Annotated in this window: 19 protein-coding genes; 9 read left to right on the top strand and 10 right to left on the bottom strand. The window is 68.1% G+C overall.

Annotated elements, in window-relative coordinates:
- Nucleotides 1-39: 39 nt before the first annotated feature.
- The 6 genes from gyrB to dnaA all read right to left on the bottom strand — a co-directional run bounded on the left by gyrB (nt 40) and on the right by dnaA (nt 9,023).
- A complete protein-coding gene (gyrB, locus tag ACZ6ZP_RS19890) occupies nt 40-2,109 on the bottom strand; it encodes a DNA topoisomerase (ATP-hydrolyzing) subunit B (protein ID WP_351169153.1) in 2,070 nt (689 codons plus the stop codon).
- A gap of 265 nt (nt 2,110-2,374) precedes the next feature.
- On the bottom strand, nt 2,375-2,938 hold the full coding sequence (locus ACZ6ZP_RS19885; protein ID WP_361472734.1) for a DciA family protein: 564 nt from the start codon (nt 2,936-2,938) through the stop codon (nt 2,375-2,377).
- Nucleotides 2,939-2,960: 22 nt separating this feature from the next.
- Nucleotides 2,961-4,082 carry a DNA replication/repair protein RecF gene (recF, locus tag ACZ6ZP_RS19880; protein WP_361472731.1) on the bottom strand — a complete coding sequence of 374 codons (1,122 nt, stop codon included), beginning with the start codon at nt 4,080-4,082 and terminating at the stop codon, nt 2,961-2,963.
- A 73-nt stretch (nt 4,083-4,155) separates the two neighbouring features.
- The gene (gnd, locus tag ACZ6ZP_RS19875; protein ID WP_351169162.1) at nt 4,156-5,040 is read right to left on the bottom strand and encodes a phosphogluconate dehydrogenase (NAD(+)-dependent, decarboxylating); all 885 of its coding nucleotides are present in this window, start codon (nt 5,038-5,040) and stop codon (nt 4,156-4,158) included.
- Nucleotides 5,041-5,129: 89 nt separating this feature from the next.
- Entirely contained in the window at nt 5,130-6,260 is a 1,131-nt protein-coding gene (gene dnaN / locus ACZ6ZP_RS19870; protein ID WP_160506115.1) for a DNA polymerase III subunit beta, read from the bottom strand.
- 861 nt (nt 6,261-7,121) lie between these two features.
- Complete coding sequence (gene dnaA / locus ACZ6ZP_RS19865; protein ID WP_469407716.1) at nt 7,122-9,023, bottom strand: chromosomal replication initiator protein DnaA; 1,902 nt, start codon at nt 9,021-9,023, stop codon at nt 7,122-7,124.
- Between the two features lie 367 nt (nt 9,024-9,390).
- Between dnaA and rpmH the strand changes: the two genes are divergently transcribed.
- The 9 genes from rpmH to ACZ6ZP_RS19820 all read left to right on the top strand — a co-directional run bounded on the left by rpmH (nt 9,391) and on the right by ACZ6ZP_RS19820 (nt 16,340).
- Complete coding sequence (rpmH, locus tag ACZ6ZP_RS19860; RefSeq protein WP_006381191.1) at nt 9,391-9,528, top strand: 50S ribosomal protein L34; 138 nt, start codon at nt 9,391-9,393, stop codon at nt 9,526-9,528.
- A gap of 20 nt (nt 9,529-9,548) precedes the next feature.
- A complete protein-coding gene (gene rnpA / locus ACZ6ZP_RS19855) occupies nt 9,549-9,920 on the top strand; it encodes a ribonuclease P protein component (RefSeq protein WP_351169169.1) in 372 nt (123 codons plus the stop codon).
- Entirely contained in the window at nt 9,917-10,276 is a 360-nt protein-coding gene (gene yidD / locus ACZ6ZP_RS19850) for a membrane protein insertion efficiency factor YidD (RefSeq protein WP_344518424.1), read from the top strand. The genes rnpA and yidD overlap by 4 nt, the downstream gene beginning before the upstream one ends.
- A 3-nt stretch (nt 10,277-10,279) precedes the next feature.
- Nucleotides 10,280-11,569: a membrane protein insertase YidC gene (yidC, locus tag ACZ6ZP_RS19845; RefSeq protein ID WP_351169173.1), complete on the top strand. Its 1,290-nt coding sequence runs from the start codon at nt 10,280-10,282 to the stop codon at nt 11,567-11,569.
- A 14-nt stretch (nt 11,570-11,583) separates the two neighbouring features.
- The gene (locus tag ACZ6ZP_RS19840; RefSeq protein WP_135332061.1) at nt 11,584-12,105 is read left to right on the top strand and encodes a Jag family protein; all 522 of its coding nucleotides are present in this window, start codon (nt 11,584-11,586) and stop codon (nt 12,103-12,105) included.
- A gap of 99 nt (nt 12,106-12,204) precedes the next feature.
- Nucleotides 12,205-12,921, top strand: coding sequence for a 16S rRNA (guanine(527)-N(7))-methyltransferase RsmG (gene rsmG / locus ACZ6ZP_RS19835; RefSeq protein WP_351169176.1), 717 nt, complete (start codon nt 12,205-12,207; stop codon nt 12,919-12,921).
- Between the two features lie 307 nt (nt 12,922-13,228).
- Entirely contained in the window at nt 13,229-14,305 is a 1,077-nt protein-coding gene (locus tag ACZ6ZP_RS19830) for a ParA family protein (protein WP_351169253.1), read from the top strand.
- A complete protein-coding gene (locus ACZ6ZP_RS19825; protein WP_351169179.1) occupies nt 14,302-15,414 on the top strand; it encodes a ParB/RepB/Spo0J family partition protein in 1,113 nt (370 codons plus the stop codon). The genes ACZ6ZP_RS19830 and ACZ6ZP_RS19825 overlap by 4 nt, the downstream gene beginning before the upstream one ends.
- 308 nt (nt 15,415-15,722) lie before the next feature.
- Nucleotides 15,723-16,340 carry a GNAT family N-acetyltransferase gene (locus tag ACZ6ZP_RS19820; RefSeq protein WP_160506106.1) on the top strand — a complete coding sequence of 206 codons (618 nt, stop codon included), beginning with the start codon at nt 15,723-15,725 and terminating at the stop codon, nt 16,338-16,340.
- Between the two features lie 120 nt (nt 16,341-16,460).
- Here ACZ6ZP_RS19820 and trxA read toward each other — a convergent pair whose 3' ends face one another.
- From trxA to sigM, 4 genes are all read right to left on the bottom strand, one after another.
- The gene (gene trxA / locus ACZ6ZP_RS19815; protein WP_135332065.1) at nt 16,461-16,793 is read right to left on the bottom strand and encodes a thioredoxin; all 333 of its coding nucleotides are present in this window, start codon (nt 16,791-16,793) and stop codon (nt 16,461-16,463) included.
- Between the two features lie 43 nt (nt 16,794-16,836).
- Nucleotides 16,837-17,796 carry a thioredoxin-disulfide reductase gene (gene trxB, locus ACZ6ZP_RS19810; protein ID WP_351169183.1) on the bottom strand — a complete coding sequence of 320 codons (960 nt, stop codon included), beginning with the start codon at nt 17,794-17,796 and terminating at the stop codon, nt 16,837-16,839.
- 182 nt (nt 17,797-17,978) lie between these two features.
- Entirely contained in the window at nt 17,979-18,923 is a 945-nt protein-coding gene (locus ACZ6ZP_RS19805; protein WP_351169186.1) for a hypothetical protein, read from the bottom strand.
- On the bottom strand, nt 18,920-19,630 hold the full coding sequence (gene sigM, locus ACZ6ZP_RS19800) for an RNA polymerase sigma factor SigM (protein ID WP_469407948.1): 711 nt from the start codon (nt 19,628-19,630) through the stop codon (nt 18,920-18,922). The genes ACZ6ZP_RS19805 and sigM overlap by 4 nt, the downstream gene beginning before the upstream one ends.
- Nucleotides 19,631-19,662 lie beyond the last annotated feature (32 nt).

Here is a 19,662-nt window from a genome sequence, read left to right as displayed (position 1 = left end):
TGGTCAAAGTCCTTTCGAGGTGCGGCTTGTACGGCCGACTCAGATGTCGAGGAAGCGGACGTCCTTGGCGTTGCGCTGGATGAACGAACGCCGTGCCTCGACGTCCTCACCCATCAGCACCGAGAACAGGTCGTCGGCCTGCGCCGCGTCGTCCAGGGTGACCTGGCCGAGAACGCGGTGCTCCTGGTCCATCGTCGTGATGCGCAGCTCCTCGGCGTTCATCTCACCGAGACCCTTGAAGCGCTGGACCGAGTCGTCCCTGAAGCGCTTGCCGGCCTGGCGGCCGAGCTCGACCAGGGCGTCGCGCTCACGGTCGGAGTAGGCGTACTGGAAGTCGTCACGGGACCACTTGATCTTGTACAGCGGCGGGCGCGACAGGTAGACGTGGCCGGACTCCACGAGCGGCCGCATGAAGCGGAACAGGAAGGTCAGGAGCAGGGTGTTGATGTGCTGACCGTCGACGTCGGCGTCCGCCATCAGGATGATCTTGTGATAGCGGAGCTTCTCGATGTCGAAGTCCTCGTGCACACCCGTGCCGAAGGCCGAGATGAGGGCCTGGACTTCCTGGTTCTGCAGGATCTTGTCGATCCGCGCCTTCTCGACGTTCAGGATCTTGCCTCGGATGGGCAGGATCGCCTGGTACATCGGGTTACGGCCGGACTTCGCCGAACCACCGGCGGAGTCACCCTCGACGATGAAGATCTCGCACTTCGTCGGGTCGTTCGACTGGCAGTCGCTGAGCTTTCCGGGCAGCGAGGCCGATTCGAGCAGGCCCTTGCGGCGGGTCAGGTCGCGCGCCTTGCGGGCGGCGACACGGGCCGTGGCGGCCTGGATGCCCTTGCGGATGATGTCCGCGGCCTCGTTCGGATTGCGGTCGAACCAGTCCGTGAGGTGCTCGTGCACGACCTTCTGCACGAAGGTCTTCGCCTCCGTGTTGCCCAGCTTGGTCTTGGTCTGGCCCTCGAACTGCGGCTCGCCCAGCTTCACCGAGATGATGGCCGTCAGGCCCTCGCGGATGTCCTCACCCGTGAGGTTGTCGTCCTTCTCGCGCAGCAGCTTCTTCTCGCGCGCGTACCGGTTGACCAGGCCCGTCAGCGCGGCCCTGAAGCCCTCTTCGTGCGTACCGCCCTCATGCGTGTGGATCGTGTTCGCGAAGGAGTAGACACCTTCGGTGTACTGCGAGTTCCACTGCATGGCGATCTCGGCCGAGAGCATGCGCTCCTTGTCCTCGGCCTCGACGTCGATGACGGTCGGGTGGATCATCTCTCCCTTGCGGGAGTTGAGGTACTTCACGAAGTCGACGATGCCGCCTTCGTAGAAGTACGTCACCGTGCGCGCCTCGTCGGCCTCGTCGTCGGTCGCCTCGGCCGAGTCCGCACCCGCCGTCGCCTTCGCCGAATCGCGCTCATCAGTGAGTTTGATGGTCAAACCCTTGTTGAGGAACGCCATCTCCTGGAAGCGCCGTGCCAGCGTCTCGAAGGAGTACTCGGTCGTTTCGAAGACGTCCGGGTCGGCCCAGAAGGTGACCGTGGTGCCCGTGTCCTCGGTCGCCTCGTGCTTGGCCAGCGGGGCCGTCGGCACACCCAGCTTGTAGTCCTGGGTCCAGCGGTAGCCGTCGGTCTTGATGTCGACGGCGAGCTTCGTCGACAGGGCGTTCACGACGGAGACACCGACGCCGTGCAGACCACCGGAGACCGCGTAGCCGCCGCCGCCGAACTTGCCGCCCGCGTGGAGCACGGTGAGCACGACCTCGACGGCCGGCTTCTTCTCCACGGGGTGGATGCCCACCGGGATGCCTCGGCCGTTGTCGACGACGCGCACGCCGCCGTCGGCGAGGATCGTGACGTCGATGGTGTCCGCGTGACCGGCGAGGGCCTCGTCGACGGAGTTGTCGACGACCTCTTGCACGAGGTGGTGCAGGCCGCGCTCACCGGTCGACCCGATGTACATGCCGGGCCGCTTGCGGACCGCGTCCAGACCCTCGAGGACGGTGATCGCGCTGGCGTCGTACAAGGCTGTGACCTCGCCGTTCTCGCCAACGACGGTAGACGGGATGTTCTCGTTGGGGTTGCCGGAATCGGCCACGAAGCGCCCTTTCTGGCACAGCACAAGCCAAGCACCCGGCGGTGGCCGGAGCGGCTGCGTCGTTCAGCGATAGTCAGCGTTGTTCTATGCGTCCCACAAGTGGGGCGGGATTAGCTTCCAGTCTACCGGTAGCGCCGACAGTGATGGGGGTTTGCCGGTACCTGAGTCCGCATGTGCCGTCCTGAAGCGGCATCCTCCGACTCCCCATATGCGGAGCGGGGCCCTAGGAGGCTCACAGCGGCACTCAGCGCTTCGGAGCGTCAACCCCGAGCTACCACCCGGTACGGCCTCAGCCGTAGGTGTCACCGGGGCCCGTGCTGCCCGGGGCGCGCAAGGGTCCGAAGCGGCGCGGGGGGCCGCCGGGACCGAGGACTTTGATGAGGCGCACGGTGCCGTGACCGAGGTCTTCGTTGAGGCGCGCGACCAGCTGGGGGGCCATGAGACGCAGCTGCGTCGCCCACGCCGTGGAGTCGCACTGCACCGTCAGGATGCGCTCGCCCTCGTCGTACTTCTGCGGGACGCAGTGCTTGGCCAGGTCCTCGCCGACGATCTGCGGCCAGCGGCCCATCACCCCGCCGACCGCGGCCGGCGTCTCCCAGCCGCGCTCGGTGATCAAACGGTTGATCGCGGAGCCGAGCGGCTGCGGGTCGCGCCCGTCGGCGCGCGCACCGGAGCGAAGGCCGCCCCTGCGGGCCTGCTTCTTCTGCTGCGCCGCGTCGCCACGCGCGCGTGCCTGCTCCTTGGCGGCACGCAGGGCGACCCGGGCCAGGTCGATGCCGGAGGGCTCGGGCGTCTTCGGCGTGTCCTTGGGAGCGTCCTTGGGGGTGTTCTCGGCGGGCTCTTCGGCGCTCATACGGACTCCCCGTTCCGACGCGTCATACGCGTTCCACCGCGCCGTCCGCCACCGCGAACCGCGTCCCGGCGAGCACGCCCGGTACGTCGTCGTCCACCGCGGCCGTGACCAGGACCTGCTCGCCCGGCGCCACCAGCTCCGCCAGGCGCTCCCTGCGGCGCGTGTCGAGCTCCGCGAACACGTCGTCCAGGACGAGCACCGGTTCGTTCCCCTCGGCGCGCAGCAGGTCGTACGAGGCCAGCCGCAGCGACAGGGCGTAGGACCAGGACTCGCCGTGGCTCGCGTACCCCTTCGCGGGGAGCTGGCCCAGCTTCAGGAGCAGGTCGTCGCGGTGCGGCCCGACCAGCGTCACGCCCCGCTCGATCTCCTGCTTGCGCGCCTCTTCGAGGGCGGCGATCAACTGCTCGTACAGAACCTCGCGCGTATGGCCGTCGCCCGGCGCCGACGGCTTGTACTCCAGCGTGACGGGGCCGCCGCCGGGTGCCAGCTGCTCGTACGCCTTGTCGGCGAGCGGCTGCAGCGCGGCGATCAGGTCGAGCCGCTGTGCGAGCAGCTCGGCGCCCACGGTCGCGAGGTGCTGGTCCCAGACGTCGAGCGTGGACAGGTCCATGGTTCGCCCGCCGTGCCGCCGGGCGAGGGCGGCCGACTTCAGGAGGGTGTTGCGCTGCTTCAGCACACGGTCGTAGTCCGAGCGCACGCCCGCCATGCGCGGGGAACGCGCCGTGATCAGCTCGTCGAGGAAGCGCCGACGCTCACCGGGGTCGCCCTTGATCAGCGCCAGATCCTCGGGCGCGAACAGCACCGTACGGACGATTCCCAGTACGTCACGGGGCCTGACCTGCGATGACCTGTTGATACGGGCGCGATTGGCCTTGCCCGGATTGAGCTCGAGCTCGATCAGCTGCTGGCGCTCGCCCTGCCGGACCGCGGCCCGGACGACGGCACGCTCGGCGCCCATGCGCACCAGCGGGGCGTCCGACGAGACCCGGTGGCTGCCGAGCGTGGCGAGATAGCCGACGGCCTCCACGAGGTTCGTCTTGCCCTGGCCGTTCGGGCCCACGAACGCGGTGACGCCCGGGTCGAGAGGGACCTCGACCCGGGCGTACGAGCGGAAGTCGGCCAGCGACAGATGCGTGACGTGCATGGTGTGCGCCGACCTCCCCCGGCCCTACTTCACTTGCTGTCAGCCCCGCGCGGTTTCCCGCACAGGCTGTGGATCAGTGCTCGCTCTTGGACTCGACGGCGTGGCCGCCGAACTGGTTGCGCAGCGCCGCGATCATCTTCATCTGCGGCGAGTCGTCCTGCCGCGAGGCGAAGCGGGCGAAGAGCGAGGCCGTGATCGCGGGCAGCGGCACCGCGTTGTCGATGGCGGCTTCCACCGTCCACCGGCCCTCGCCGGAGTCCTGCGCGAAGCCGCGCAGCTTCGCCAGGTGCTCGTCGTCGTCCAGGGCGTTGACCGCCAGGTCGAGCAGCCAGGAACGGATGACCGTGCCCTCCTGCCAGGAGCGGAAGACCTCGCGCACGTCCGTGACGGAGTCGACCTTCTCCAGGAGCTCCCAGCCCTCGGCGTAGGCCTGCATCATGGCGTACTCGATGCCGTTGTGGACCATCTTCGAGAAGTGGCCCGCGCCGACCTTGCCGGCGTGCACGGAACCGAAGTCACCCTCGGGCTTGAGGGCGTCGAAGATCGGCTGGACCTTCGCGATGTTCTCGGCGTCGCCGCCGTACATCAGCGCGTAGCCGTTCTGCAGGCCCCAGACGCCGCCGGAGACGCCGCAGTCGACGAAGCCGATGCCCTTGGCCGCGAGCTCCTCGGCGTGCTTCTCGTCGTCCGTCCAGCGGGAGTTTCCGCCGTCCACGACGACGTCACCGGGCTGGAGCAGCTCGGCGAGCTCGTCGACGGTGGACTGGGTCGCGGCTCCGGCCGGAACCATCACCCATACGACACGCGGACCCTTGAGCTTGCCCACAAGCTCTTCGAGGCTGTGGACGTCCGCGACGTCCTTGTTGCGGTCGTATCCGATGACGGTGTGGCCTGCGCGGCGGATGCGCTCGCGCATGTTGCCGCCCATCTTGCCGAGGCCGACGAGACCGAGCTCCATCAGTGGTTCCTTAAGTAGCGATGTGGCGTGGAGGCACCTTCGTACCCGCGTCCGAGCCTACGCCCGGACGCCCGCTCACACCTGTGGGCTCAGCCGCTCAGACGTACAGGCATGATCAGGTACTTGTACGCCTCGTCGGCCTCCGCATCCACGGCCGGCCGACCGCTCAGGAGTGCGGGCTTCGTCGACGTCGTGAACGACAGCTGGGCGACCGGGGAGTCGATCGCGCTCAGGCCGTCGAGCAGGAACGTCGGGTTGAAGGCGATCGAGACGTCGTCGCCGTCGAGCTGGGCGTCGACCCTCTCCACAGCCTGTGCGTCGTCGCTGGAGCCGGCCTCCAGGATCAGCACGCCCTGCTCGAAGCTGAGCCGGACCGGAGTGTTGCGCTCGGCCACCAGGGCCACGCGCTTCACGGCCTCGACGAACGGGGCGGTCTCGATGACCGCGATCGAGTTGAACTCCGTGGGGAAGAGCGTCTTGTACTTCGGCAGGTCGCCCTCGAGGAGACGCGTGGTCGTACGCCGACCGGCGCCCTCGAAGCCGATCAGACCCTCACCGGCACCGGAGCCGGACAGCGCCAGAGTGACCGTGTCGCCGCTCGTGAGCGCCTTGGCGGTGTCCAGGAGCGTCTTGGCGGGCACCAGGGCCACCGCGGACGCCTCGGGGTTCTCCGGCTTCCACAGGAACTCGCGGACCGCGAAGCGGTAGCGGTCGGTGGAGGCCAGGGTGACCGTGTCGCCCTCGATCTCGATGCGTACGCCGGTCAGGACGGGCAGCGTGTCGTCGCGGCCCGCGGCGATGGCCACCTGGGCGGCGGCGGAGGCGAAGACCTCACCGGGGACCGTGCCGGTCGCCGTGGGCATCTGCGGCAGCGCGGGGTACTCCTCCACAGGAAGTGTGTGGAGTGTGAATCGCGAGGAGCCGCAGACCACTGTGGCGCGCACACCGTCTGTGGAGATCTCCACCGGACGGTTGGGAAGGGCGCGGCAGATGTCGGCGAGCAGCCGGCCGGAGACGAGGACCGTGCCCTCGTCGTCGATCTCGGCGTCGACGGAGACCCGCGCCGAGACCTCGTAGTCGAAGCTGGAGAGGCTCAGTGCGCCTTCCTCGGCCTTCAGCAGCAGGCCCGCCAGGACAGGTGCCGGAGGCCGGGCCGGGAGACTGCGCGCCGCCCACGCCACCGCCTCTGCGAGTACGTCGCGTTCCACCCGGATCTTCACTTAGCCGCCCTCCTGCTGTTGCTGGCACTGGGGACCAGTCTGACGCACAGCACTGACAGTGGGTGCCTCTCGGGGTCAAGTCGTGACGAGGCGCGCTGGAGGTCCGGAGCGAGAGTTGTGCACAGGCCCCTCTTCGAAGCCAATTCCCCGGTGACTCTAAGTGGGAGTAGTAGTAGGGCCTGTGGAAACCGTGGATAACCGTGTATTCGCAGGTCAGAGCCGGTTTTTTATCCACCGCGCCTGTGGGCGGAGACGGTGGACAACCGGTGGTTTCTGTGGACGGGCGAAAGTTCTGCACACCCGGTGCACAGGCAGGGGGTACTTCTCCCCAGCGCTGTCCCCAGCTTTACCCACCTTCCCCACAGGCCAACCGACCTCCTTGGTGTGACGCCTTTCACTCGGCACGGTGACGGGGCGCGTTGCGTTGCCGAACAGTGGACAGCCGTGTGGAGAAGCTGGGGAAAGCTGGGGACAACCGGCCCGAGCCTGTGGGTTGCCGGTGGACAAGTTCATGCACACCCTGTGGGTGAAATTCTTATCCACAGCCTGTGGAGGACCGTCGTCCACGAATCCACAACCACCTGACCTGGCTTGATGATCCTTCAGCAGGGTCCCCTGTGGACAGCATCTGGACAACTTCCCGGTCCCCAGGGTGTGGAAGGAAAAAAGACCCCGGATCTGTGGAGAACACGCCTCTCAGCTGGGGAAATCGAACAGTGGAGGGCGACGGACGGGGGCCACGGGGGGCCACGGGCGGGTGCGCAACGGCAAAGGGCGCCCCGGAAGTTGTCCCGGGGCGCCCTTTGATGACGTGTCGTCGCTGCGTCTGCGTGGCTCTCAGCGAACCGCTCGACGCGTCCGTCAGCCGTTCTTGATGCGGTTGGTGAGTTCGGTGACCTGGTTGTAGATCGAGCGCCGCTCGGCCATCAGCGCGCGGATCTTGCGGTCCGCGTGCATGACCGTCGTGTGGTCGCGGCCGCCGAACTGCGCGCCGATCTTGGGCAGGGAGAGGTCCGTCAGCTCACGGCAGAGGTACATCGCGATCTGGCGGGCCGTCACCAGGACGCGGCTGCGCGAGGATCCGCAGAGGTCGTCCACCGTCAGCCCGAAGTAGTCCGCCGTCGCGGCCATGATGGCCGGAGCCGTGATCTCCGGAGAGGCGTCCTCGCCGCCCGGGATCAGGTCCTTGAGGACGATCTCCGTCAGACCCAGGTCCACCGGCTGCCGATTGAGCGAGGCGAAGGCCGTGACCCGGATCAGCGCGCCCTCGAGCTCACGGATGTTGCGTGAGATGCGGGACGCGATGAACTCCAGGACCTCGGGCGGGGCGTTGAGCTGCTCCTGCACCGCCTTCTTACGAAGGATGGCGATACGCGTCTCCAGCTCCGGCGGCTGGACGTCGGTGATCAGTCCCCACTCGAAGCGGTTGCGCAGCCGGTCCTCCAGGGTCACCAGCTGCTTGGGCGGCCGGTCACTGGAGAGCACGATCTGCTTGTTCGCGTTGTGGAGCGTGTTGAAGGTGTGGAAGAACTCCTCCTGCGTCGACTCCTTGCTCGCCAGGAACTGGATGTCGTCGACGAGCAGGATGTCCATCTCGCGGTACCGCTTGCGGAAGGTGTCGCCCTTGCCGTCGCGGATGGAGTTGATGAACTCGTTCGTGAACTCCTCGGAGCTCACGTAGCGCACGCGCGTGCCGGGATAGAGGCTGCGGGCGTAGTGCCCGATCGCGTGCAGGAGATGCGTTTTGCCGAGCCCCGACTCTCCGTAGATGAAGAGGGGGTTGTACGCCTTGGCGGGAGCCTCGGCGACGGCGACGGCCGCCGCGTGCGCGAACCGGTTCGACGCACCGATCACGAAGGTGTCGAAGAGGTACTTCGGATTGAGGCGCGCGGTGGGCTCACCGGGGGCCGACGCGGGCGCCGGCTGTGCGGCCAGCGGGCCGGGAGAGCCGCTGCCGTGGACACCGTGGCCGCCGTGGCCCCCGTGCCCGTTGCCGTGGCCACCGCCCCCTCTGGGGTCGTGTCCCCCTGACCCGGGGGACTGCTCGTGCCGCTCCCGCCGGTCGTGGCGTTCCTGCTGGTCCTGCCGCTCCTGGCGGTGCTGCTCGTACGGGGAGCGCCCCTGCGGCGGCTGCGACCGGTAGTCGTGCTGGGGCTGCTGGGGGCTCGCGTACGGGTCCCGCTCGGGGAAGCCGAGCCGCTGCTGCTGCCAGCCGTAGTCGTCCTGCTGCTGGGGCTGCTGCTGCGGCCAGGCGCCGGGCCCGGGGCGCTGGTAGTCGGGGTACGCGGGGCGGGCGGTCGGCAGCTGGTCGGGCCCGCGGCCCGAGGAGTGCTCGTCCGGGGTGCGGCGGCCGTAACCGTCGTACGACTCATGTCCCTGACCGGGGCCCTGGTGCTGCTCCGGCTCGTCGTAGCGCTGCTGTTGTTGCTGGCCGGACTGCTGCTGGAGGGGCGGCGCCGGCGGGGTGGGCCGGTCCATGGGGTCGCCGACCGAGTCGTCCACCGTGATGGCGATACGGATCGGGCGGCCGCACTCGCGGCTCAGCGACTCGCTGACGATGGGTGCGAGACGTCCTTCGAGCACGCCCTTGGCGAATTCGTTCGGTACGGCCAGCAGCGCGGTGTCGGCCACCAGCGCCAGGGGCTGGCAGCGCTTGATCCAGCGCTCGTCCTTGGCGTCTACACCGTGCCCCCGCCCCTCGCCCAGCAGCTGCTCCAGCACTCGTGGCCACACTGCGGCAAGATCGGCAGGTACGTCAGCCACAAGGCACGCTCTCTCACGGGGTCCCACGAAGGTGTGGTTCTTGGGACGGAAATCGGGATGGGCAGGGAGAAGGGAATGAATCGGAGTTTGGCCACGGTAGTCAGGGCAACGGCTGCGGTTCAAGTTGTTGTCCACAGGCTGTGCACAGTGTCTCTCCCTGACGGTCGGTTTGACCGGATGGCGTAGCCCCGCGTACCGTGACCAGGTCGAGTTGTCGATGGCTGCTGCCGCCTGCCTCCGATGGGCAAAGATCACGATCTGTGATTGTGAAGCGGTGCACTCGGTGCGTATTCGCGAGCTTCTCGTGGGCGCACGGTGACAGCCAGGCGATGTCCCGCCACCACACAATCATTTCTGGAGCCCCCGAGTGAGCAAGCGCACCTTCCAGCCGAACAACCGTCGCCGCGCCAAGACCCACGGCTTCCGCCTGCGGATGCGCACCCGTGCCGGCCGCGCGATTCTCGCGAACCGTCGTGGCAAGGGTCGCGCCAGCCTTTCCGCTTAATCGCATTAGGTCATGACGTCGTGCTGCCTACCGAGCATCGGCTGAGGCGGCGCGAAGACTTCGCGACCGCGGTACGCCGAGGACGACGAGCCGGACGCCCGGTTCTCGTCGTCCATCTGCGTAGCGGTCCAACGGACCCGCACGCGCCTGGGGAGAGCGTTCCCCCGACGCGTGCGGGTTTCGTCGTGAGCAAGGCCGTTGGCGGAGCAGTCGTACGCAACAAGGTGAAGCGCAGGCTTCGCCATCTGATGCGTGACCGGGTGGCCCAGCTGCCCCCCGGTAGCCTGGTAGTCGTACGAGCGTTGCCCGGTGCGGGCGACGCCGCCCATGCACAGCTGGCCCAAGACCTGGACGCCGCCCTTCAGCGGCTGCTGGGAGGGGGCGCTCGATGAAGTACCCACTGCTGGCTCTGATCAAGCTGTATCAGTGGACGATCAGTCCGCTGCTTGGTCCGGTGTGCAAGTACTACCCGTCGTGCTCCCGCTACGGCTACCTGGCCATCGACCGGCACGGTGCGATCAAGGGAACGGCGCTCACTGCCTGGCGCATCCTGCGGTGCAATCCGTGGTCGCTCGGTGGTGTCGACCATGTCCCGCCGCGCAAGCGCCCGCGGTGGCACGAGATGCTGCGTGCCACGTGGCAGGAACGCAAGGGCGGGCCCTCCGCCGCTGGCGTGCCGTCCGGGGAGACCTCCCCGGATACTCCGAGCCCGGCCGCCGAGACCCCGTCCCATGCTCAAGGAGCCTGATTAGTGGACACGATTGCCAGTCTGTTCAGCTTCATCACGACACCCGTTTCCTGGGTCATCGTCCAGTTCCACTCGCTGTACGGGGCGATCTTCGGCCCTGACACGGGCTGGGCCTGGGGCTTGTCCATCGTGTCCCTGGTGATCCTGATCCGTATCTGCCTGATCCCGCTCTTCGTGAAGCAGATCAAGGCCACCCGGGCGATGCAGACACTGCAGCCCGAGATGAAGAAGATCCAGGAACGCTACAAGAGCGACAAGCAGCGTCAGTCCGAAGAGATGATGAAGCTGTACAAGGAGTCGGGCACCAACCCGCTCTCCTCGTGCCTTCCCATCCTGGCGCAGTCGCCGTTCTTCTTCGCCCTCTACCACGTGCTCTCCGGCATCGCGTCGAACGACACCGTCGGTGTCATCGACAAGCCGCTGCTCGAGAGCGCGCAGAAGGCGCACATCTTCGGCGCCCCGCTGGCCGCGAAGTTCATGGACAGCGAGGAAAAGGTCGCGGCGCTCCACGCCTCGCTGACCGACGTCCGCGTCGTGACCGCGATCATGATCGTCCTGATGTCGTTCTCGCAGTTCTACACGCAGCGCCAGCTGATGACGAAGAACGTGGACACGACGGTCAAGACGCCGTTCATGCAGCAGCAGAAGATGCTGATGTACGTGTTCCCGATCATGTTCGCCGTGTTCGGCATCAACTTCCCCGTCGGTGTTCTCGTCTACTGGCTGACCACCAACGTGTGGACCATGGGCCAGCAGATGTTCGTGATCCGCCGGAACCCGACTCCGGGCTCCAAGGCCCAGGCCGCGTTCCTGGAGCGCCTGCAGAAGCAGCTCTCGCACACCAAGAAGGTGCGGGGCCGCGGCAACGCGAACGTCATCAAGGCGATCGTCGCCAAGGGCCGTGACCGCAACGAGTTCGAGCGCAAGTTCATCAACGGTCTGAGCAAGGCTGGCCTGGCGGCCCAGGCCGACGGCTCCGTCGCGCCGAGCGAGTCCGTCGCCACGGAGACCGAGGACGGCGCCACCGCCGCCGGCGCCCCGAAGCGGCAGCAGCCCAAGCGCCAGAGCAAGTCGCAGCGCCAGTCCGCCGCCGCACACAGCAAGGCGGAGAGTGACGCGGAGACGCCTTCGGATGCGAAGACGTCGCTGGAGAAGACTCCGGACGAGCCTGAGGACGCCGCTCCCAAGGGCAAGGCCGCGGGCGGCAAGACCGGGTCAGGGAACGCACGCAGCCAAGCCAAGTCCGGGCAGCGCAAGGGCCAGCAGCGCCCCAAGCACCCGTCCAAGAAGTAGAAGGAGTCCATCCCGTGACGGAAGGCACCACCGCCCCCGCCGAGGCCGAGGTCGAGGCCGGCGACACTCTCACCCGCCTTGAGCAGGAGGGCGAGATCGCGGCGGACTACCTCGAGGGTCTGCTGGACATCGCCGATCTCGACGGCGACATCGACATGGACGTCGAGGCCGACCGCGCCGCTGTCTCGATCATCAGCGACTCGAACAGCCGCGATCTGCAGAAGCTCGTGGGCCGTGACGGTGAAGTCCTGGAGGCACTCCAGGAGCTGACGCGCCTCGCGGTGCACCGGGAGACCGGTGACCGCAGCCGCCTGATGCTGGACATCGCGGGCTACCGCGCCAAGAAGCGCGAGGAGCTCTCCGAGCTGGGTGCCAAGGCCGCGGCCGAGGTGAAGAGCTCCGGTGAGCCGGTGAACCTCAAGCCCATGACGCCCTTCGAGCGCAAGGTCGTGCATGATGCGGTCAAGGCCGCCGGTCTGCGCAGCGAGTCCGAGGGCGAGGAGCCGCAGCGCTTCGTCGTCGTGCTTCCCGCCTGATCGCACGTCGTTCCCCCGGCCCCGTCTGTTCGCAGGCGGGGCCGGTCTTTGTCAGCCTGATAGTCAGCCACCCCAGTGCGGTACGGAAGGACGGTCCCCGTGACGGAGGCAGCGGAGCTCCCCTCGGCGCCCGAGCAGGCCCGGGCGGTATTCGGTGAGCGCTTCTCGGACGCGGTCCGGTACGCGGAGTTGCTTGCCGACGCGGGGGTGCAGCGTGGCCTGATCGGCCCCCGCGAAGTGCCTCGGCTGTGGGAGCGGCACCTGCTGAACTGCGCGGTCCTCTCCGAGGTCGTACCCGAGAACGTGATGGTGTGCGATGTCGGCTCGGGCGCGGGTCTGCCGGGCATTCCGCTGGCACTCGTGCGGCCGGACCTGAAGATCACCTTGCTTGAGCCGCTGCTGCGGCGCACGAATTTCCTCACCGAAGTGGTCGAGCTGCTCGGACTCGACCACGTGACGGTCGTGCGTGGGCGCGCCGAGGAGGTCCTTGGCAAGCTGCCTCCCGTCCACGTGGTGACCGCGCGGGCCGTAGCGCCACTGGACCGCCTCGCGGCCTGGGGCGTGCCGCTCCTGCGTCCCTACGGGGAGATGCTGTTGCTCAAGGGCGACACGGCCGAGGAAGAGGTCAAGGCCGCAGGTGCCGCTCTGAGCAAGCTCGGTGCCGTGAACACCTCGGTGCTGCATGTCGGTGAGGGTGTGGTGGACCCGCTGTCCACGGTCGTGCGGGTGGAGGTCGGGGAGAGCCCCGGCGGTGTGCGCTTCGCGGCCAAGCGCGCGAAGGCGGCCCGGACAGGGCGGACTCGGCGTCGTCGCTGAGCGGTCACCCAGCCTCCTGTCGAGGCGTGCCGCGCTCGTCGTTCATCCGTCCTGACGACGAGCCGTACTCCACAAAAGCTGCCAAACGTACGCATACCGGGGTGTCGCGCAAGCGGCACCCCGGCTGCCGTGCATCGTGTTTCACGTGAAACGTCGCTCACTGCTGCATGGCATCATCAGTCGCGGCCGCGCTGCGGAACCTCGCGACCGGCGGCCACTCGGTTCCCTCGACAAGGGGACGGAGTTGTCCACAGAGGTGGATTCGTCCACAGAAGACCGGGCCTCGCTGGTTCACGAACCTCAAAGCATGGGAGGCTCTGTTCATTGCGAGCCTGAAGTCGAGGAGAGTGAATCCTTGCGGTCCGACGCCAACATCGCGGGACCGATGACCGATCCGGTCCCCGGTCCCCGTACCGAGTCGGCGGGGGAGGATGTTTCACGTGAAACACCGCCCCCGATGGACGACACCCCTATCGGTCGTGCTGCCCAACTGGCGGTGGAAGCCCTGGGCCGTGCAGGCGAGGGCCTGCCACGACCCGAGCAGACCCGAGTCATGGTGGTTGCCAACCAGAAGGGTGGAGTGGGCAAGACGACGACAACCGTCAACCTCGCCGCTTCACTCGCTCTGCACGGCGCGCGCGTCCTGGTCATCGACCTCGACCCGCAGGGCAACGCCTCCACGGCTCTGGGTATCGACCACCACGCGGAAGTGCCGTCGATCTACGACGTGTTGATCGACAGCAGGCCGCTCTCGGAAGTCGTGCAACCGGTCCCCGATGTCGAAGGACTCTTCTGCGCCCCGGCCACCATCGATCTCGCCGGTGCGGAGATCGAGTTGGTGTCGTTGGTGGCACGGGAGAGCCGACTCCAGCGGGCGATCCAGGCGTACGAGCAGCCGCTGGACTACATCCTCATCGACTGTCCGCCGTCGCTGGGACTGCTGACGGTCAACGCCCTGGTTGCCGGCGCGGAGGTGCTGATCCCCATTCAGTGCGAGTACTACGCACTGGAAGGCCTCGGTCAGCTCCTGCGCAACGTCGACCTGGTGCGGGGGCACCTCAACCCCCACCTGCACGTCTCGACGATCCTGCTCACCATGTACGACGGCCGGACCCGGCTCGCCTCACAGGTGGCGGACGAGGTGCGCACCCACTTCGGTGAAGAGGTCCTGCGGACGAGCATTCCCCGCTCGGTCCGCATCTCCGAGGCGCCGAGCTACGGCCAGACCGTGCTCACCTACGATCCGGGATCCAGCGGTGCCCTCTCGTACTTCGAGGCGGCACGGGAGATCGCGCTACGCGGCGTCGGCATTCGCTACGACGTCCAGCACGCCCACATGGGCGCTCAGAATGATCAGCACAGCACGACGGAGGGGATGCAGTGAGCGAGCGACGGAGAGGGCTGGGTCGTGGCCTCGGCGCCCTGATCCCTGCGGCCCCGACGGAGAAGTCGACCGCCCAGGCCATGAGCGGAGCTTCGGCTTCGCCCGGTGCTGTACCGGTACTCACCGCCGAGCGGGGTGTGGCGGCCGCGAAGGTGACGGCGCTCCCGCAAAGCCCCGTTTCACATGAAACGGAGCAGCCGCCGAACGGGGCGGTGGAGGTCGAGGAGAACCCGGCCGGTGCGCACTTCGCCGAGCTGCCTCTCGACTTCATCACGCCGAACCCGAGGCAGCCCCGTGAGGTCTTCGACGAGGACGCCCTCGCCGAGCTCGTGACCTCCATCAAGGAGGTCGGGCTTCTCCAGCCTGTCGTCGTACGGCAGGTAGGACCCTCGCGCTACGAGCTCATCATGGGCGAGCGGCGCTGGCGGGCCTGCCGGGAGGCAGGGCTCGAGCGCATTCCGTCGATCGTCCGCGCGACGGACGACGAGAAGCTCCTCCTGGACGCGCTCCTGGAGAACCTGCACCGTGCGCAGCTGAACCCGCTGGAAGAGGCTGCCGCCTACGACCAGCTGCTCAGGGACTTCAACTGCACGCACGACCAGCTGGCGGACCGGATCGGCCGTTCCCGGCCGCAGGTCTCGAACACCCTGCGGCTGCTGAAGCTGTCGCCGGGGGTTCAGCGCAGGGTCGCTGCCGGAGTGCTCTCCGCGGGCCACGCCCGCGCTCTGCTGTCCGTCGAGGACTCGGAGGAGCAGGACCGCCTGGCGCACCGGATCGTGGCCGAGGGGCTGTCGGTGCGGGCCGTCGAGGAGATCGTGACGCTCATGGGTTCGCGGCCGCAGAGTGCTCCGCGGGCCAAGGGGCCGCGTGCGGGCGCGCGAGTGTCGCCGTCGCTGACCAGCCTTGCCACCCGTCTCTCCGACCGGTTCGAGACCCGGGTGAGGGTGGACCTGGGGCAGAAGAAGGGCAAGATCGTCGTTGACTTCGCCTCGCTGGAGGACCTGGAGCGCATCCTCTCGACGCTCGCCCCGGGTGAGGGTCCGGTCCTGAAGAACGGACTCGCCGAGGACTCCGCCGAGGACGACACGTCCGAAGGCGACGAAGCCTGATCCTCATCAGTCAGTCCGCCTGGAGCGGGCCGTGTCCGGTGTGTACCGGAACACGGCCCGCTCTTTGCTTTCTTACGGTATCGGTGCAATCGCATCGTGGATACGATGCGATTGGGTATGGCGCATCCAGCTGGCGACACCTCACTGGGGAGGGGAGGGGCCATGCGATCGGTGAGCCGCACCGGACTGATGACTGCGGGCCTTGGGCTGGGAGCCGTCGGCGGATTCGTCGGCAGCCTGCTGAAGGAACGGAGCGCTCTGACTGCCGCCCGTGATGCGGCGGGCGAAGGAAGTGAGGAACAGCCTTCATGGGGCGTCGGCTCGTACCGCTCACGCTGGACAACCTTCCGGACCTTCCCCAGCGTTGCCGGACGTGTGTCTTCTGGGAGCTGGACCCGGTCAGCGGCCAGGCCGCGGTAAAGGCCGGTACACCGGAGCTCGAGAAGGAGGCGTGGATCTCCGCCGTCCTGCTGGAGTGGGGATCCTGCGGCCGAGTCGTCTACGTCGATGACGTGCCGGTCGGCTTCGTGCTCTACGCCCCGCCGGCGTACGTGCCGCGCGCCACCGCCTTTCCGACGAGCCCCGTGTCCCCCGATGCCGTGCAGCTGATGACCGCCTGGATCATGCCGGGCTATCAGGGCCAGGGGATCGGCCGTGTGATCGTCCAGACGGTCGCGAAGGATCTGCTGCGCCGCGGGTTCAAGGCGATCGAGGCCTTCGGGGATGCGCGATGGGAGAAGCCCGCCTGCGTCCTGCCCGCCGACCATCTACTGGCGGTGGGCTTCAAGACGGTCCGTCCGCACCCCTCGTATCCACGGCTGCGGCTTGAGCTGCGTACGACGCTCTCCTGGAAGGAGGACGTCGAGTTGGCGCTCGACCGACTGCTTGGGGCGGTGCAGAAGGAGCCCGTGCTCCGGCCGCTCTGACGCACCCTGTCCCTCACGCCTGGCGATCACCCCGGTCATGCGAATGGGCCAACCCCGGAGGGTTGGCCCATTCGTGTTTCACGTGAAACAACGCGTCGCTCGTCGCGACGCCGCTGCTCGCTACTCGGCGATGAAGTCCGCGAGGTCGCGCTCCAGAGCAGCCTTCGGCTTGGCGCCGACGATCGTCTTGGCCACCTCGCCACCCTGGTACACGTTCAGGGTCGGGATGGACATGACGCCGTACTTGGCCGCGATGCCCGGGTTCTCGTCGATGTTGAGCTTGACGATCTCGATCTTGTCGCCGTGCTCAGCCGCGATCGCCTCGAGCGACGGGGCGATCTGGCGGCACGGTCCGCACCAGGCGGCCCAGAAGTCCACCAGGACGGGCTTGTCGTTCTTCAGGACGTCTTCCTCGAAGGAGGCGTCGGTCACGTTCTTCAGAGTGCCGGCCACGGCGGGCTCCTTAACTTGGTGGTGCGGTGGGGAGGATGGGGTGTCAGACGGTGGCTGCGGCCGTCTCGCTGTCCACGAGGGCAGCGAGGAACCGCTCGGAGTCGAGGGCGGCGGAGCAGCCGGTGCCGGCCGCCGTGATCGCCTGGCGGTACGTGTGGTCGACGACGTCACCGGCGGCGAAGACACCGGGCACGTTCGTCCGCGTCGAGGGCGCGTCCACCTTCAGGTAGCCCTCGTCGTCCAACGTGAGCTGGCCCTTGAAGAGCTCCGTGCGCGGGTCGTGGCCGATGGCGATGAACAGGCCGGTCACGGGCAGCTCGGAGGTCTCGCCCGTCTTCAGGTTGCGCAGCGTCAGTCCGGAGAGCTTCTGCTCGCCCTTGATCTCGGCGACCTCGCTGTCCCAGATGAAGCTGATCTTCGGGTCGGCCAGTGCGCGCTCCTGCATCGCCTTGGACGCACGCAGGCTGTCGCGGCGGTGCACGATCGTCACGGACTTGGCGAAGCGGGAGAGGAAGGTGGCCTCCTCCATCGCGGTGTCGCCGCCGCCGATCACGGCGATGTCCTGGTCCTTGAAGAAGAAGCCGTCACAGGTCGCGCACCAGGAGACGCCGCGGCCGGAGAGCGCGTCCTCGTTCGGCAGGCCGAGCTTGCGGTGCTGGGAGCCCGTGGTCACGATCACGGTCTTCGCACGGTGCACGGTGCCCGCCGTGTCCGTCACGGTCTTGATCTCGCCGCTGAGGTCGACGGAGATCACATCGTCCGGCACCAGCTCGGCGCCGAAGCGCTCCGCCTGGGCCCGCATGTTGTCCATGAGCTCGGGGCCCATGACGCCGTCCTGGAAGCCGGGGAAGTTCTCCACCTCGGTGGTGTTCATCAGCGCACCGCCTGCGGTGACGGCGCCCTCGAACACCAGGGGCTTCAGCGACGCTCGCGCGGTGTAGAGCGCCGCCGTGTAGCCGGCGGGCCCGGAGCCGATGATGATCACGTTACGGACGTCGGTCACGGCTTGATTCCTCGTCTCTGGAGACTGCTGCGTACTGCTGGTGGGTGCCTGTCTCAGGTCTCTCACCCCACCCAACGGATCCTACGGGGCGTGCATTCCCGACGTGTCCGAGCGCACGGAAGCATGTCAGGGACGTCAGGATGCCACGCTGGGCCGAGTCCATCGCCGCGGCGGCGAGAGGGTCAGGGCCGCGTGTAGGAGTTGGTCAGCAGTACCTTGCCCGCAGCGGTGGCCGAGGACGCCTTGTCCACGCACGTCGCGTCGATGACGTACGCGGAGACCTTCGTGCTGTCGGAGTCATGGGACGCCACGACGAGGTAGGCGTCCTTCCCCTGGTAAGTGCCCTCTTCGGCGGCGAGCGGTGTGCGGTCGCCGATGCCGAGCTGGATGCACTGCGGGACGGTGACCGTGGGCTCGCGCTTCGGCACGGTCTTGTCCTTCGGGGACTCCGGGCTGGAGCGCACGTCGAAGGACGGCTTGTCGCTGCTGCCGGACTCGGGCGCCGTCGTGGGGGCCTTGGCGAGTAGGTCGGTCACTTGGCCCTTGAGCGTGCCCTCGGAGAAGGCGTGCGCGGAGTCGGAGTGGCCCGATGCCGTGTCGCCGTTACCGCCCGAGTCGCTGCCCACGTTCTGTATCAACAAGGAACCGAGGCCGATGGCGGCCGCCGTGAAGACGGCACCGAGTACGACGTTGCGCCGACGGCCGTTCCGGAACCTGCCGCCGCGTCCGGGCCCCGTGGCGGCACGGGGGTGGCCGGCGGGCCGGTCTGCGGGCGGGCTGGAGGCGGGCGTTGTTTCACGTGAAACACGCACAGCGGCTGCGGGCTCGCGTACCGGCTCCGGATCGATCAGCTCGACGGAACCGGGCGCGATGGAGTCCAGCAGTGCTTCCGCCGCCAGTGCCGCGTCGATGCGCCCGGCGATGTCGGCCGGCATCCGTGGCGGCCCCGGCAGCGTGCCGAGCATGCCGCGGATCTCTTCCAGGGAGTCGTAGACATCGGCACAGAGCGTGCAGTCGTCCAGGTGGCGTCGGACGTCGACGGTTCGGGAGGGGGTGAGCAGGCCCTCTGTGAGGTCGGAGATCTCAGCGACTTCTGGGTGCTCGGCCGAGTCGGTCGTGGTTGTCACGCTCGCCCACCTCCGCCCTTCACAGCAGCTGAATCGCTTGGTCCCGCATCCCGTGGTCCCGCTGCAGGTGGGACGGATGTCCCCTGCGTCCGGTTCCTTCCCGGGCCCGACTTCTTGTCGTCCTTGTCGGTGGCGCCGTCTCCACTCTGAACACGGGGCTCCGTACGCAGGTGGGTGAGCAGCGGCAGCAGTCTTGCTCTGCCGCGTGCGCAGCGGCTCTTCACGGTGCCGGTGGGTACATCGAGCACACGGGCGGCCTCGGCGACCGGATAGCCCTGCATGTCCACCAGGACGAGGGCGGCGCGCTGGTCGTGCGGCAGCGTGCCCAGTGCCTCGACGAGCTCGCGGTGCAGATCGCCGCGCTCGACGGGGGCCGCCGCGGACTCGTGCGGCTCCAGGAGCTGCTCGAGCCGTTCGGTGTCGTCGATGGGGGAGGTCTTGCGGGAGGCCGCCTTGCGTGCCCGGTCGAGGCAGGCGTTCACGGTGATCCGGTGCAGCCACGTCGTGACGGCCGACTGTCCGCGGAAGGTGTGCGCGGCACGGTAGGCGGAGACCAAGGCGTCCTGGACGGCGTCAGCGGCCTCCTCGCGGTCTCCCAGCGTGCGCAGGGCCACGGCCCACAGGCGGTCGCGGTGGCGCCGGACGAGCTCGCCGAAGGCGTCCTTGTCCCCTTCCACGTGGCGGGCCAGGAGTTCCTGGTCGTTCATCTCGCCGTGCGTGGTGTCGTCCACCGTCGAAC

It is taken from the genome of Streptomyces sp. NPDC054047, from assembly GCF_055585065.1.
The sequence above is the reverse complement of the archived record's forward strand: the minus strand, read 5'-3'. Positions and strand labels throughout refer to the sequence as shown.